At 62.6% G+C, this 14500-nt stretch carries 12 protein-coding genes; 9 read left to right on the plus strand and 3 right to left on the minus strand.

Translation table 11 applies throughout. The annotated features are described in order from the left end of the window. The first annotated feature begins 177 nt into the window (after nucleotides 1-177). Nucleotides 178-1824, plus strand: a complete 1647-nt coding sequence (locus H040_RS03790) for a Na+/H+ antiporter (RefSeq protein ID WP_027920040.1) — start codon at nucleotides 178-180, stop codon at nucleotides 1822-1824. Between the two features lie 118 nt (nucleotides 1825-1942). On the opposite strand, the gene dapC is transcribed toward H040_RS03790, so the two are convergent. From dapC to map, 3 genes are read right to left on the minus strand one after another with little or no spacing between them, the layout of a single operon-like run. After that, entirely contained in the window at nucleotides 1943-3139 is a 1197-nt protein-coding gene (gene dapC, locus H040_RS03800) for a succinyldiaminopimelate transaminase (protein ID WP_027920039.1), read from the minus strand. Nucleotides 3140-3169: 30 nt separating this feature from the next. Beyond that, a complete protein-coding gene (locus H040_RS03805; RefSeq protein ID WP_027920038.1) occupies nucleotides 3170-5872 on the minus strand; it encodes a [protein-PII] uridylyltransferase in 2703 nt (900 codons plus the stop codon). A 39-nt stretch (nucleotides 5873-5911) separates the two neighbouring features. Next, nucleotides 5912-6694 (minus strand): type I methionyl aminopeptidase, encoded by a 783-nt coding sequence (gene map / locus H040_RS03810; RefSeq protein WP_004375406.1) that lies wholly within the window; start codon nucleotides 6692-6694, stop codon nucleotides 5912-5914. 346 nt (nucleotides 6695-7040) lie between these two features. Here map and rpsB point away from each other — a divergent pair, with 346 nt between their 5' ends. The 8 genes from rpsB to rseP all read left to right on the plus strand — a co-directional run bounded on the left by rpsB (nucleotide 7041) and on the right by rseP (nucleotide 14477). Beyond that, the gene (gene rpsB, locus H040_RS03815; RefSeq protein ID WP_027920037.1) at nucleotides 7041-7778 is read left to right on the plus strand and encodes a 30S ribosomal protein S2; all 738 of its coding nucleotides are present in this window, start codon (nucleotides 7041-7043) and stop codon (nucleotides 7776-7778) included. 184 nt (nucleotides 7779-7962) lie between these two features. Beyond that, nucleotides 7963-8826 carry a translation elongation factor Ts gene (gene tsf, locus H040_RS03820; protein WP_027920036.1) on the plus strand — a complete coding sequence of 288 codons (864 nt, stop codon included), beginning with the start codon at nucleotides 7963-7965 and terminating at the stop codon, nucleotides 8824-8826. Nucleotides 8827-9005: 179 nt separating this feature from the next. After that, nucleotides 9006-9749, plus strand: a complete 744-nt coding sequence (gene pyrH / locus H040_RS03825; RefSeq protein WP_027920035.1) for a UMP kinase — start codon at nucleotides 9006-9008, stop codon at nucleotides 9747-9749. Beyond that, nucleotides 9746-10303 (plus strand): ribosome recycling factor, encoded by a 558-nt coding sequence (frr, locus tag H040_RS03830; RefSeq protein WP_027920034.1) that lies wholly within the window; start codon nucleotides 9746-9748, stop codon nucleotides 10301-10303. Before pyrH ends, frr begins: the two co-directional genes overlap by 4 nt. 15 nt (nucleotides 10304-10318) lie before the next feature. Continuing rightward, nucleotides 10319-11074, plus strand: coding sequence for a polyprenyl diphosphate synthase (gene uppS, locus H040_RS03835; protein ID WP_027920033.1), 756 nt, complete (start codon nucleotides 10319-10321; stop codon nucleotides 11072-11074). Then, nucleotides 11074-11889 (plus strand): phosphatidate cytidylyltransferase, encoded by an 816-nt coding sequence (locus H040_RS03840; RefSeq protein ID WP_027920032.1) that lies wholly within the window; start codon nucleotides 11074-11076, stop codon nucleotides 11887-11889. The genes uppS and H040_RS03840 overlap by 1 nt, the downstream gene beginning before the upstream one ends. Beyond that, on the plus strand, nucleotides 11886-13076 hold the full coding sequence (gene ispC / locus H040_RS03845; protein WP_027920031.1) for a 1-deoxy-D-xylulose-5-phosphate reductoisomerase: 1191 nt from the start codon (nucleotides 11886-11888) through the stop codon (nucleotides 13074-13076). The genes H040_RS03840 and ispC overlap by 4 nt, the downstream gene beginning before the upstream one ends. A 48-nt stretch (nucleotides 13077-13124) precedes the next feature. Further along, the gene (gene rseP / locus H040_RS03850; protein WP_027920030.1) at nucleotides 13125-14477 is read left to right on the plus strand and encodes a sigma E protease regulator RseP; all 1353 of its coding nucleotides are present in this window, start codon (nucleotides 13125-13127) and stop codon (nucleotides 14475-14477) included. Nucleotides 14478-14500: the final 23 nt, after the last annotated feature.

A 14500-nucleotide genomic window follows, 5' to 3' on the forward strand; every position in this document is an offset into this window, starting at 1 on the left:
CAGCTTCTACAAGCTCAAACCCGGTAACCCCTCCATGTATCATCGTGTTACATATTCATCCAGCACCTGCGACTATCGTGCAGCGGCCTCGTTTCACGATACCCCGCTAACATATTGTTTCAATGGCGATCTCTCGCCCCCGCTGTCGTTTTTGGTTCACAAAGGAAGCCTTCACGGATGCAGTCCGCCTACACCGTCCTCATCCTGCTGACGCTGGTAAGCCTGTCGAAACTGGTCGGGCGCTTGATCCCGTTGCCGCTGCCCTTGGTACAGATCGCCGCCGGTGCACTGCTGGCCTGGCCGACCCTGGGGCTGCATGTGGCTCTGGACCCCGAGTTGTTCCTGTTCCTGTTCCTGCCGCCGCTGCTGTTCGCCGACGGCTGGCGCATTCCCAAGCGCGAGCTGTGGCGCATCCGTGGGCCCGTGGTGGCGCTGGCTGTGGGGCTGGTGCTTTTCACCGTGGTCGGCGCCGGTTACTTCATCCACTGGCTGCTGCCGAGTATCCCGCTGCCGGTGGCCTTCGCCCTGGCCGCCGTGCTGTCGCCCACCGACGCCGTGGCGGTGTCGGCCATCAGCCAGGATCGCCTGCCGACCCCGCTGATGCACATGCTGCAAGGCGAGGCGCTGATGAATGATGCCTCCGGCCTGGTGACGTTCAAGTTTGCATTGGCTGCGGCCATTACCGGGGCGTTTTCGCTGGCCGATGCCAGCTTCAGTTTCGTCCTGGTCGCCCTCGGCGGGCTGGCTGTGGGCGTTGCACTGAGCTGGCTGATTGGCCGCTTGCGCGCCTGGATGATCGCCCGTGGCTGGGATGACCCGGCCACCCACGTGGTATTCATGCTGCTGTTGCCGTTCGCCGCTTACGTGCTGGCCGAGCGTCTTGGTGTGTCGGGCATTCTCTCGGCAGTGGCCGCCGGCATGATGCAGAGCTGGCTCGACCTGTTGCCGCGCCAGACCAGCACCCGCCTGCTTAACCGCAGTGTCTGGTCGCTGCTGGAGTTCGCTTTCAACGGCCTGATCTTCCTGCTATTGGGCCTGCAGCTGCCAGACATCATCAAGGCTGTGGTCAGCCATGAGGCAACCGTGTGGCCAACCCTGGCTTGGCGCTGCCTGGATGTACTGGCGATTTTCGCTGCGTTGATTGTGCTGCGCTTTGTCTGGGTGCAGAGCATCTGGCGTGCGATTGGCATGGTGCGCCGCTGGCGCGGCAAGCCGGCGCTGGTGCTGATGCCCACCGCGCGTTCTTGCTGGCTGATGACGCTGGGTGGCGTGCGTGGGGCGGTGACCCTGGCGGGCGTGATGTCGATACCGCTGCTGATGGGCGCGGGCAAGGCCTTCCCCGAGCGTGACCTGCTGATCTTCATTGCGGCCGGTGTGATCCTGCTGTCGTTGATCAGTGCCTGTATTGCCTTGCCGCTGTTGCTGCGCGGGGTCACCAAGAGCCCGGACGAGCGGCTGCATCAGGAAGTGCAGGAAGCTTGGCGACGTACGGCCGAGGCGGCGATCCACGCGCTGGAGGCTGAAGAAGTGATCGACACCAGTGCGCCTCAGGATGCGGCTCAGGCCACCTTGGCCACGGAGCTCAAGGCGCGATTGATGGCCGAGTATCGGGATGAGCTGGACAGCTACAACGATACGGCCGAGGCAAGGGCACTGGCCGAACAGATGGACTTGCTGGAGCGGCGCTTGCGCTTGCGCGCGCTGCGGGCGCAGCGGCTGGAGCTTTATAACCTGCATCGCCAGCATCTGGTTGGGGATGAGGTGGTCAGGCAGGTGTTGGGTGAGCTGGATCTGAGTGAAGCCAACCTGGGGCAGGTCAGATAGACCGCAGGGGCTGCTTTGCAGCCCTTTCGCGACACAAGGCCGCTCCTACAGGAAACTGCGATCATCTGTAGGAGCGGCCTTGTGTCGCGAAAGGGGCGCAAAGCGCCCCCAGATTCAATCAGCGACTCTGCAGGAAGGCGCGAATCCGCTCGGCGGCTTCGATGCACTCGGCCAGCGGCGCAACCAGCGCCATGCGCACCCGGCCGGCCCCCGGGTTGACGCCGTCGACTTCACGCGACAGGTACGACCCTGGCACCACGGTCACATGCTGGGCTTCGAACAGGTCGCGGGTGAACGCGGCATCGCAGCCTGGCACCTTGGCCCACAGGTAGAAGCTGCCATCCGGACGTTGCACATCCATCACTGGCTGCAGGATATCCAGCACGGCATCGTACTTGGCGCGGTACTGGTCACGGTTTTCGCGCACGTGTACTTCGTCCTGCCAGGCGGCGATGCTGGCCAACTGGGTCTGCACGGGCATGGCGCAGCCGTGATAGGTGCGGTACAGCAGGAACGGCTTGATGATCGATGCATCACCGGCGACGAAGCCCGAACGCAGGCCTGGCAGGTTGGAGCGCTTGGACAGGCTGTGGAACACCACGCACCGTTTGAAATCGTTGCGGCCCAGTTCGGCGCAGGCGCTCAGCAGGCCCGGCGGGGGTGCGTCTTCGTAGAAGTACAGCTCGCTGTAGCACTCGTCGGCGGCGATCACGAAGTCGTGCTCGTCAGCCAGGGCAATCAGCTTCTTCAGGGTGTCCATCGGCACCAGCGCACCGGTCGGGTTGCCTGGCGAGCACAGGAACAGGATCTGGCAACGCTTCCAGACGTCGGCCGGCACGGCATCGAAGTCCGGGTTGAAGCCGTTGTCTTCCAGGCATGGCAGGTAGTGCGGGGTGGCACCGGCCAGCAGGGCTGCGCCTTCGTAGATCTGGTAGAACGGGTTGGGGCTGACCACCAGGCCGTCATCGGCGCGGTTGACTACGGCCTGGGTGAAGGCAAACAGCGCCTCACGGGTACCATTGACCGGCAGGATGTGGCGGTCGGCATCCAGCCAGCCGGCCGGCACGCCGAAGCGGCGCTCGCACCATTGGCCGATGGCCTGGCGCAGGGCTGGCAGGCCGATGGTGCTCGGGTACACCGCCAGCTTGTCGAGGTTGTCGGCCATGGCCTGGGCGACGAACGCCGGCGATTCGTGCTTTGGCTCACCGATCGACAGGGCGATGGCGCGTTTGTCCGCCGCTGGCTTCACAGTGCCCAGCAGGGCGCGCAGTTTCTCGAACGGGTAGGGCTGAAGCTGGGTCAAGGCATGGTTCATCGGCGCAAGGTCTCGTCAATCGTCTAATCGTTAAAAAATCACGCGGGTCGGGCTGGCATCGCTGGCCTGGCCGGCCTGCAGTTGCTGCACGATGGCTTCCTGCAGGCGGCTGCACAGCTGCGGGTCGGACAGCGGCTGGTTGTCGGCATCGGTAATGAAGAACACATCCTCCACCCGCTCGCCGAGGGTGGCGATCTTGGCGTTCTGCAGCGACAGGTCGAACTCCAGGAAGATCCGCCCGATCCGCGCCAACAGGCCGGGGCGGTCCGGTGCGGTGATCTCGAGGATGGTCACCGGGCGCTGGGCGTCGTTGAGGATGGTCACCTGCGGCGGGAAGTTGAAGTGCTTGAGCTGGCGCGGCACCCGGCGCTGGATGATGGTGGGGTAATCCTCGGGGTTGCGCAGCGCTTCGGTCAGGCCGTCGCGGATCTGCTTGACCCGCTGCGGGTTGTCGCCGATCGAGCCGCCGTCGTTGTCGAGCACGATATAGGTGTCGAGGGTGAACTGGCTGCTCGAAGTGATGATCCGCGCATCATGGATGTTCAGGTTCAGCTGCGACATGGCGGCCACGGTCACGGCGAAGAAGTCGTGCTGGTCGGGCGCGTAGATGAAGATCTGCGTGCCGCCTTCGAATTCGCGCTGGGTGGTTTCCTTGATCAGCACCAGCGGCCCGCCATCTGCCGGTTGCTGGAGGATGGCGTCACTGTGCCAGGCCACGTCGGCGGCGTTGTGCTTGAGGAAGTAGTCATCGCCCAGTTGCGACCACAGCTGCTCGACGTCGTCCGGGTCGGTGCCCTCGCGCACGAGGATGTCCAGTGCGGCCGATTGGGTCTGGCGGATCTGCTCCTCACGGTCCAGCGGGTTTTCCAGGCCGCGGCGCAGGGCACGCTTGGTCTCGGTGTAGAGCTGGCGCAACAGGCTGGCGCGCCAGGAGTTCCACAGGCTGGGGTTGGTGGCGTTGATGTCGGCCACGGTCAGTACGTAGAGGTAGTCCAGGCGCGTTTCGTCGCCCACGTGCAGGGCGAAATCGTTGATCACCTGCGGGTCGGACAGGTCCTTGCGCTGCGCCGTGGTCGACATCACCAGGTGGTTCTGCACCAGCCAGACGATCAGCCGGCTGTCCCAGGCGGGAAGCTGATGGCGTTCGCAGAACTTCTGCGCATCCACCGCGCCGATCTCGGAGTGGTCGCCCTGGCGGCCCTTGCCGATATCGTGGTACAGGCCGGCCAGGTAGATCAGCTCGGGCTTGGGCAGGCGGCCCATGAGTTTGCTGGCCAGCGGGAATTTCTCGGACACCGGCGTGTACTGCAGCTTGCGCAGGTGTTTGATGAGGTTGAGGGTGTGCGCATCGACCGTGTAGATGTGGAAGAGGTCGTGCTGCATCTGCCCGACGATCAGGCCGAACTCCGGCAGGTAGCGGCCAAGGATGCCGTACCGGTTCATCCGCCGCAGGTTGCGGTGGATGCCGATCTCGCACTTGAACAGTTCGATAAACAGGCTGGTGTTGCGGATATCGTTGCGGAAGGTGTCGTCGATCAGGTGCCGGTGCTCGCGCAGCAGGCGCACGGTGTCGGCGCGCACGCCCTTGATCTCCGGGTGCTGGGCCATCAGCACGAAGATCTCCAGCATGGCGAACGGGGTGCGCTTGAACACGTTCGGGTTGACCGCTTCGATATAACCATCGTGCAGGCGGAAGCGTGCGTTAAGCGGCTGGGTGGTGCCGCTGTCGTCATCGGCGAGGATGACTTCTTCGAAGTGCTGGATGATCAGGTCGCACAACTGGCTGATGCTCATCACCACCCGGTAGTACTGCTGCATGAACTGTTCGATGGCCCGCTTGGGGTTGTCGTCGCTGTAACCAAGCAGCGCGGCGATACTGCGCTGGTGATCGAACAGCAGGCGGTCCTCGGCGCGCCCGGCGAGCATGTGCAGGGCATAGCGCACCTTCCACAGGAAGTCCTGGGACGAGGCCAGCAGTTCGTTCTCGCTTTCCAGCAAAAAGCCTTCGCCGGCCAGGGCGTGCAAGTTCAGGGTGCCGTATTGGCGGCGGGCCACCCAGAGCACCGTCTGGATGTCGCGCAGGCCACCGGGCGAGCCTTTGACATTGGGCTCGAGGTTGTACTCGGTGTCGTTGTACTTGTGGTGGCGGGCCTTGAGTTCGGCGCGCTTGGCCAGGAAGAACTCCTTGCTCGGCCACATGTAGGTGGTGCTGGTCACCTCGAGCATGCGCTGGCGCAGGTCTTCGGGGCCGGCAATGGTGCGGCTTTCCATCAGGTTGGTGATCACCGTCAGGTCGGCGCGGGCCTGTTCGGCGCATTCGCCGACGGTACGCACGCTTTGGCCGACTTCCAGGCCGATGTCCCAGAGCAGGGTGAGGAAGCGCTCGATGGCCTCGCGGTACTGCTCGTGCTCGGCGGCGCCGAGCAGGATCAGCAGGTCGATGTCCGAATGCGGGTGCAGTTCACCGCGGCCATAGCCGCCAACCGCGACCAGGGCGATACCACTGGGGTCGCCCCAGTCGAACTGGTTCCAGGCCTGTTGCAGGATATTGTCGACGAGCCAGGCGCGGGCTTCGATCAGCGGGCGGATTTCGCCACCCGTGCGAAAACGCTTGTCGAGCACCTCGCCGGCCTGGCGGATGGCTTTCTTGAAGGCGGCAATGGGGCTCGCCTTGAGGGCCAGTTCCGCCTGGAACTGGCCGCGGTCGAACAGCTCGGGATCCACCTGGGGCATCGCGTCGCGTTCCTGTCTGGAGGGTTGCCTTGGGTGCAATCAGGCCGAGGTGCGCGGGATGGTGTCGTCCTTGCGCAGGGTGAAGATCTCGTAACCGGTGGCCGTGACCACCAAGGTGTGTTCCCACTGGGCCGAGAGCTTGCGGTCCTTGGTGATGGCGGTCCAGCCATCGCCCAGCACCTTGGTGTCGGCCTTGCCCTGGTTGATCATCGGCTCGATGGTGAAGGTCATGCCCTCTTTGAGCTCCATGCCGGTGCCTGCGCGGCCGTAGTGGAGGATCTGCGGCTCTTCATGGAACACCTTGCCGATGCCATGGCCACAGAACTCGCGCACCACCGAGAAACCGTTCTTCTCGGCGTGCTTCTGGATCACTTCACCGATATCGCCCAGGCGGCAGCCCGGCTTGACCAGCTCGATGGCCTTGTACATGCATTCCTGGGTGACCTTGGACAGGCGCTCGGCCCAGACCGGTACGGTACCGACGTGGAACATGCGGCTGGTATCGCCGTGATAGCCGTCCTTGATCACGGTGACATCGATGTTGAGCGTGTCACCGTCCTTGAGCGGCTTGTCGTTGGGGATGCCGTGGCAGACCACATGGTTGATCGAGGTGCAGATCGACTTCGGGTAGCCCTTGTAGTTGAGGGGCGCCGGGATGGCCTGCTGGACGTTGACGATGTAGTCGTGGCACAGGCGGTCGAGCTCTTCGGTGGTGACACCGGGCTTGACGTGTTCTTCGATCATTTCCAGCACCTCGGCGGCCAGGCGGCCGGCGATGCGCATCTTCTCGATGTCTTCTGCAGTCTTGATGGTGACGGTCATTACAGGCTCTCTACGGCGCCGCAGGCGGCGCGAACAAACGGGAAAGGCCGGATTCTAGCAGAGCAGGGCGGCCTTCTGTCGGGATAAAGGCGGCCATGCTGCGGTCTATAGAAGGCATTCTGGCCTGTTTGCCGGGGTGCTGCAAAAACTGCTGACGGACGCGACTTTAACCGGGTTCCGTTCGCTCGCGGTCTGTGGTATAAAATGCGCCGCTTTCGGGGTCGATCCCGTCAGCGCCAAACCCACACACGTGTCGACACGATGACCTGGGTGCCCCGAGTCGAATGATTCGCGGGTTGGTCATTGGGATACGTGGAGGCCCAACCCGACTTATCAAGGAACTATCATGTCCCAAGTCAACATGCGCGATATGCTGAAGGCCGGTGTGCACTTCGGCCACCAGACCCGTTACTGGAACCCGAAAATGGGCAAGTACATTTTCGGCGCGCGTAACAAGATCCACATCATCAACCTGGAAAAAACCCTGCCGATGTTCAACGACGCTCTGTCGTTCGTAGAGCGCCTGGCCCAGGGCAAGAACAAGATCCTGTTCGTCGGCACCAAGCGTTCCGCCGGCAAGATCGTTGCCGAGCAAGCTGCTCGTGCAGGTTCGCCATACGTTGACCACCGTTGGTTGGGCGGCATGCTGACCAACTACAAGACCATCCGTGCTTCGATCAAGCGTCTGCGCGACCTGGAAACCCAGGCCGAAGATGGCACCTTCGCCAAGCTGACCAAGAAAGAAGCCCTGATGCGTTCGCGCGATCTGGAAAAGCTGGACCGCAGCCTGGGTGGTATCAAGGACATGGGCGGCCTGCCTGATGCCCTGTTCGTGATCGACGTTGACCACGAGCGCATTGCTATCACCGAAGCCAACAAGCTGGGCATCCCGGTTATCGGCGTTGTCGATACCAACAGCAGCCCAGAAGGCGTTGACTTCGTTATCCCAGGTAACGATGACGCCATCCGCGCTATCGAGCTGTACATGACTTCGATGGCTGACGCCGTCATCCGCGGCCGCAACAACGTTGCCGGCGGCACTGAAGTCTACGCTGAAGAAGCGGCTGCACCTGCTGCTGAGTAATAGGCGCTAGCGTCTACTTGGCACGCGAAAAGGGGGCTCTGCCCCCTTTTTGCCACCTTGAAATCCTGCTGTCAGCAACGGCCCCGCATGATGGGCGAGCTGATATAAAGGCAGCGATTTGCAGAATTTAACGCCCGTGAAAAGCGGGTGGAATGGTTGAAAAACTTTCCAAGAGGATTTTGAAATGGCAGCAATTACTGCAGCGCTGGTCAAAGAACTGCGCGAGCGTACCGGCGAAGGCATGATGGATTGCAAGAAGGCCCTGGAAAAGGCCGACGGCGACATCGAAAAAGCCATTGACGACATGCGTGCCTCGGGCGCCATCAAGGCCGCCAAAAAGGCTGGCAACGTGGCTGCTGAAGGCGCCATCGCCGTCAAGACCGACGGCAAGGCCGCCGTCCTGCTGGAAGTGAACTCGCAGACCGACTTCCTGGCCCTGCAAGACGACTTCAAGAACTTCGTGGCCGAAAGCCTGGAAGAAGCCTTCGCTCAGAAGCTGACCGACGCGGCTCCCCTGATCGCCTCGCGTGAAGCTGCTCGTGAAGCCCTGGTTGCCAAGTGCGGCGAAAACGTCAACATCCGTCGCCTGGTACGCGTTGAAGGTGACGTTGTCGGTGCTTACCTGCACGGCAACAAGATCGGCGCTGCCGTTGTCCTGAAGGGCGGCGACATCGAGCTGGCCAAGAACATCGCCATGCACGTTGCAGCTTCGAACCCAGAGTTCCTGGATTCGTCGGAAATCTCCGCCGAGGCCATCGAGCGCGAGAAGAACGTCTTCCTGCAGCTGAACGCCGACAAGATCGCCGGCAAGCCGGAAAACATCGTTGAGAACATGATCAACGGTCGTATCACCAAGTTCAAAGCCGAAGCCTCGCTGAAAGAGCAAGCGTTCGTCATGAACCCGGAAGTCAAAGTTGGCGAGCTGGCCAAGAAAGCTGGCGCTGAAATCGTTTCCTTCACCTACTTCAAGGTTGGCGAAGGCATCGAGAAGCCGGTCGACGACTTCGCTGCTGAAGTTGCCGCTCAGGTAGCAGCTGCCAAGCAGTAAGACAGCCCCGTCTGTCGCCCCAAAGAGGCTGCCCGCTCACGCGCGCAGCCTCTTTGTCAAAGCGGGAGCGGTTTACGAGACCGTTGCTCGCTGACGCAGTCGCTGCGTCTCGTTAGAGTTACATGCAGGCTCAACAAGCCCGCCAGAATTTTTTACAAACGCCGCAGGAGAGATTCGCAATGGCTCAGCAGGGCAGTGGTCATCAGGCTCGCTATAAACGCATTCTACTCAAACTTAGCGGCGAGGCCCTGATGGGCTCGGAAGAGTTCGGGATCGACCCCAAGGTCCTGGATCGCATGGCGCTGGAAGTCGGCCAACTGGTCGGCATTGGTGTTCAGGTAGGTCTGGTGATCGGCGGTGGCAACCTGTTCCGTGGTGCGGCGCTCAGTGCAGCCGGCATGGATCGCGTCACCGGCGACCACATGGGCATGCTGGCGACCGTAATGAACGGCCTGGCCATGCGTGACGCGCTGGAGCGGGCGAACATCACCGCCATTGTCATGTCGGCTATTTCCATGGTTGGCGTGACCGATCACTATGATCGCCGCAAGGCCATGCGCCATCTGAACGCCAAGGAAGTTGTAATTTTCGCTGCCGGTACCGGCAACCCGTTCTTCACCACCGACTCCGCCGCCTGCCTGCGCGCCATCGAAATCGATGCCGACGTGGTATTGAAGGCAACCAAGGTCGATGGTGTATACACTGCAGATCCATTCAAGGACCCGCATGCCGAGAAGTTCGATCATCTGACCTACGATGAAGTGCTGGATCGCAAGCTGGGTGTGATGGATCTGACGGCAATCTGTCTGTGCCGCGACCACAAGATGCCGCTGCGCGTCTTCAATATGAACAAGCCCGGCGCCCTGCTGAACATCGTGCACGGCGGCGCGGAAGGAACCCTGATCGAGGAAGTTCAAAAATGATCAACGATATCAAGAAAGACGCCCAGGACCGCATGGGCAAGTCCCTCGAAGCCCTGGCTCGCAACCTGGCTGCCATCCGCACCGGTCGCGCTCACCCAAGCATCCTGGATACCGTCAGGGTCACTGCCTGGGGCAGCGAGATGCCGCTCAACCAGGTGGCCGCGATCACCGTCGAAGATGCCCGTACCCTGAAGATCGTCGCTCACGACAAGAACCTCAGCGCTGCCATCGAGAAGGCCATCCTGACCTCCGACCTGGGCCTGAACCCGTCCAGCGCCGGTACCACCATCCGTGTACCGATGCCGGCCCTGACCGAAGAGACCCGCAAGGGCTACACCAAGCAGGCCAGCGGCGTTGCCGAGGATGCCAAGGTGGCCGTGCGCAACGTGCGCCGCGATGCCTTGGGTGACCTGAAGAAGCTGACCAAGGACAAGGAAATCAGCGAAGACGAAGAGCGTCGCGCCGCTGATGAAATCCAGAAGTTGACCGACAAGTTCATTGCTGAAGTCGATGCTGCTTACAAAGCCAAGGAAAAGGACCTGATGGCCGTTTAAGGCCGAGGTTTTTTAATGGAAAAGTCCAAGTTGGCGGCACCGTCCTCGGTGCCGCGTCATGTCGCGATCATCATGGATGGCAACAACCGCTGGGCGAAGAAGCGCTTGTTGCCCGGCGTCGCCGGGCACAAGGCTGGCGTCGATGCGGTGCGCGCAGTCATCGAGGTGTGTGCCGAGTCCGGGGTCGAAGTGCTGACCCTGTTCGCGTTCTCCAGCGAGAACTGGCAGCGCCCGGCCGAAGAGGTCGGTGCGTTGATGGAGTTGTTCTTCTCAGCCTTGCGTCGTGAGGCCCGGCGTCTCAACGAGAACAACATCAGCCTGCGCATCATCGGTGACCGTTCGCGTTTTCACCCAGAGCTGCAGGCTGCCATGCGCGAGGCTGAAGCGCTTACCGCGGGCAGCAATCGCTTTATCCTGCAGATCGCCGCCAACTACGGTGGACAGTGGGATATCGCCCAGGCTGCCCAGCGTCTGGCGCGTGAGGTGCAGGCCGGCCATCTGCGTCCGGACGATATCACCCCAGGCTTGTTGCAGACCTGCCTGGCCACAGGCGAGCTGCCGTTGCCCGACCTGTGTATCCGCACCGGTGGCGAGCATCGCATCAGCAACTTCCTGCTGTGGCAGCTGGCTTATGCCGAACTGTACTTCTCCGACCTCTACTGGCCGGATTTCAAACACGAGGCCATGCGCAAAGCCCTGGCCGATTTCGCTTCGCGCCAGCGCCGCTTCGGTAAGACCAGCGAGCAGGTCGAGGCTGGAGCTCGTGCTTAATGCTTAAACAACGCATCATTACTGCGCTGATCCTGTTGCCGGTCGCGCTGGGTGGTTTTTTCCTGCTCAACGGCGGGGACTTCGCCCTGTTCATCGGCTTCGTGGTGACCCTCGGTGCCTGGGAGTGGGCGCGTCTGGCCGGGCTCGTAGCCCAGCCTCTGCGCATCGCCTACGCCGCTGTAGTCGCCGGGGCGCTGATGCTGCTCCACCTCATGCCGGACCTGGCGCCCTGGGTGCTCGGGGCTTCGGTCATCTGGTGGGGGCTGGCCACCTGGCTCGTGCTGACCTATCCACGCAGCAGCGAGCTGTGGGCCAGCGCAGCCTGCAAACTGCTGATCGGCCTGCTGATCTTGTTGCCGGCCTGGCAAGGGCTGATCCTGCTCAAGCACTGGCAGTTGGGTAACTGGCTGATCCTGTCGGTCATGGTGCTGGTCTGGGCCGCTGATATCGGTGCCTATTTCTCCGGGCGTGCCTTCGGCAAGCGCAAGCTGGCGCCGCAGGTAAGCCCAGGCAAGAGCTGGGAAGGCGTGTACGGCGGCTTGGCGGTCAGCCTGGTGATCGCCCTGGTGGTCGGCATCAGCCGTGACTGGGGTTTCGGTCAGCTTCTGCTGGGGCTGCTGGGCGCCGCGTTGGTGGTCATGTCGTCGGTGATCGGTGATCTGACCGAAAGCATGTTCAAGCGACGTGCCGGCATCAAGGACAGCAGCAACCTGCTGCCTGGCCATGGTGGCGTGCTTGACCGCATCGACAGCCTGACGGCAGCAATCCCGATCTTTGCCGTGCTGCTGTGGGCTGCAGAATGGGGTGTGATGTGAGTGGCGTGCAGCGCATTACCGTCCTGGGTGCTACTGGCTCGATCGGCCTCAGCACCCTCGATGTGATTGCACGGCACCCCGAGCGCTACCAGGTTTTCGCCCTGAGCGGCTATTCGCGCATCGACGAGCTGTTGGCCCTGTGCGTTCAACACCGCCCGGTCTATGCCGTGGTGCCCAATGGTGAAGCCGCCGCGCGCCTGCGTGATGGCCTGGCTGGCGCTGGCTGCGTTACCCAGGTACTGGAAGGGGAGGCGGGCCTCTGTGAGGTGGCAGCAGCCCCCGAAGTGGATGCGGTGATGGCGGCCATTGTCGGCGCTGCCGGTCTGCGCCCTACCTTGGCTGCGGTCGAGGCGGGCAAGAAAGTATTGTTGGCCAACAAGGAAGCGTTGGTGATGTCCGGCGCACTGTTCATGGAAGCTGTGCGTCGCAGTGGCGCCGTGCTGTTGCCAATCGACAGCGAGCATAATGCGATCTTCCAGTGCCTGCCTGGCGATTATGCCCGTGGCCTGAGCCAGGTCGGCGTGCGCCGCATCCTGCTGACTGCCTCGGGTGGGCCGTTCCGCGAAACGCCCCAGGCAGCCTTGGTCGATGTCACGCCGGAACAGGCTTGTGCTCACCCCAACTGGTCCATGGGCCGGAAGATTTCGGTGGACTCGGCCAGCATGATGAACAAGGGCCTGGAGCTGATCGAGGCCTGCTGGCTGTTCGACGCAGCACCGGCCAAGGTCGAAGTGGTGGTGCATCCGCAAAGCGTGATCCATTCGCTGGTCGACTACGTCGATGGTTCGGTGCTGGCCCAGCTGGGCAACCCGGACATGCGCACCCCGATCGCCAACGCCCTGGCCTGGCCAGAGCGCATCGATTCCGGGGTTGCCCCGCTGGACCTGTTCGCCATCGCACGCCTGGACTTCCAGGCGCCAGACGAACAGCGCTTCCCTTGCCTGCGCCTTGCGCGCGCGGCGGCAGAGGCCGGGAACAGTGCACCTGCGGTGCTCAATGCGGCCAACGAGGTCGCGGTCGAGGCATTTCTCCAGCGGCGTATCCGCTTCCCGGAGATCGCGGGTATGATCGAACAAGTGCTAGATCAGGAACCTGTGGTACCGCTGCTGTCGCTGGAAGCGGTGTTCGCTGCCGACCAGCGCGCCCGCGAGCTGGCTCGTGAGTGGCTGAGGCGTCACGGCCGTTGAGGCTGGTCGCTCTTCCAGGGTTCTGCTGAACGTCATTCGGAGATAGATATGACTGCGCTCTACATGATTGTCGGCACCCTGGTGGCCCTGGGTGTGTTGGTCACGTTCCACGAATTCGGCCACTTCTGGGTTGCCCGGCGCTGCGGAGTCAAGGTGCTGCGCTTCTCCGTCGGCTTCGGTACGCCGCTGCTGCGTTGGCATGACCGCCAAGGCACCGAGTTCGTGGTGGCGGCGATCCCGCTGGGCGGCTACGTCAAGATGCTCGACGAGCGTGAGGGGGAAGTTCCTCCTGCGCTCGCACACCAGTCTTTCAATCGCAAGTCGGTGCGTCAGCGCATCGCGATCGTGGCTGCTGGCCCCATTGCCAACTTCCTCCTGGCCATCGTCTTCTTCTGGCTGTTGGCCCTGCTCGGCACCCAGCAGGTCCGCCCGGTAATCGGCGCGGTCGAATCCGGGAGCCTGGCAGCGTCCGCAGGCCTGGCCGCTGGTCAGGAAATTGTATCTATCGATGGCAAGGCGACCAATGGCTGGTCGGCCGTCAATCTGCAGCTTGTTCGACGCCTGGGCGAGAGTGGCACGCTGCAGGTAGGGGTGCGCGACGAAGGCGCCAGTGCCGAGCGCCAGCTGCAGGTGAAGCTGGACCATTGGCTCAAGGGGGCCGACGAGCCGGACCCAATCCAGTCCCTGGGCCTGCGCCCATGGCGGCCGGCGGTTGCGCCGGTACTGGCCGAGATCGATCCGAAAGGCCCGGCCGCTGCCGCTGGTCTGAAGGCTGGCGACAAGTTGCTTGCGCTCGACGGCGCGGCACTGAGTGATTGGCAGCAGGTGGTGGACAGCGTTCGCGCTCGTCCGGACGCCCCCGTGGTGCTGCGCGTCGAGCGCGATGGCGCGGCCCTGGATGTGCCGGTGACACTGGCTCATAAAGGCGAAGGCAAGGCTGCCGGTGGTTATCTCGGGGCGGGTGTGAAGGGCGCCGAATGGCCCGCGAGCATGCTCCGCGAAGTCAGCTATGGGCCGCTGGATGCCGTTGGCGAGGGCCTCTCGCGTACTTGGAACATGAGTGTCCTGACCCTCGAGTCGCTGAAGAAAATGCTGTTCGGGGAGCTCTCGGTAAAAAACTTGAGCGGACCGATAACCATTGCTAAAGTGGCGGGCGCTTCAGCCCAGTCCGGCGTGGGGGATTTCCTGAATTTCCTGGCCTACCTGAGCATAAGCCTGGGGGTTCTTAACCTGCTGCCCATTCCGGTACTGGATGGGGGGCATTTGCTGTTTTACCTCGTCGAGTGGGCGCGCGGTCGTCCGCTGTCGGAACGGGTGCAAGGTTGGGGGATCCAGATCGGTATCAGTTTGGTCGTAGGGGTGATGTTGCTCGCCCTGATCAACGATCTGGGTCGACTTTAAAAGATTCGCTCAATTGCGAACCT

This window comes from Pseudomonas sp. URMO17WK12:I7 (assembly GCF_003269045.1).
Lineage (GTDB): Bacteria > Pseudomonadota > Gammaproteobacteria > Pseudomonadales > Pseudomonadaceae > Aquipseudomonas > Aquipseudomonas putida_J.

Excerpts from the sequence above, each read along its gene's own strand:
- pyrH (WP_027920035.1), top strand. The coding sequence starts at position 9,006 with ATGGCTCAGCAGGGCAGTGGTCATCAGGCTCGCTATAAACGCATTCTA.
- rseP (WP_027920030.1), top strand. The coding sequence starts at position 13,125 with ATGACTGCGCTCTACATGATTGTCGGCACCCTGGTGGCCCTGGGTGTG.
- H040_RS03790 (WP_027920040.1), top strand. The coding sequence starts at position 178 with ATGCAGTCCGCCTACACCGTCCTCATCCTGCTGACGCTGGTAAGCCTG.
- H040_RS03805 (WP_027920038.1), bottom strand. The coding sequence starts at position 5,872 with ATGCCCCAGGTGGATCCCGAGCTGTTCGACCGCGGCCAGTTCCAGGCG.
- rpsB (WP_027920037.1), top strand. The coding sequence starts at position 7,041 with ATGTCCCAAGTCAACATGCGCGATATGCTGAAGGCCGGTGTGCACTTC.
- frr (WP_027920034.1), top strand. The coding sequence starts at position 9,746 with ATGATCAACGATATCAAGAAAGACGCCCAGGACCGCATGGGCAAGTCC.
- map (WP_004375406.1), bottom strand. The coding sequence starts at position 6,694 with ATGACCGTCACCATCAAGACTGCAGAAGACATCGAGAAGATGCGCATC.
- tsf (WP_027920036.1), top strand. The coding sequence starts at position 7,963 with ATGGCAGCAATTACTGCAGCGCTGGTCAAAGAACTGCGCGAGCGTACC.
- dapC (WP_027920039.1), bottom strand. The coding sequence starts at position 3,139 with ATGAACCATGCCTTGACCCAGCTTCAGCCCTACCCGTTCGAGAAACTG.
- uppS (WP_027920033.1), top strand. The coding sequence starts at position 10,319 with ATGGAAAAGTCCAAGTTGGCGGCACCGTCCTCGGTGCCGCGTCATGTC.
- H040_RS03840 (WP_027920032.1), top strand. The coding sequence starts at position 11,074 with ATGCTTAAACAACGCATCATTACTGCGCTGATCCTGTTGCCGGTCGCG.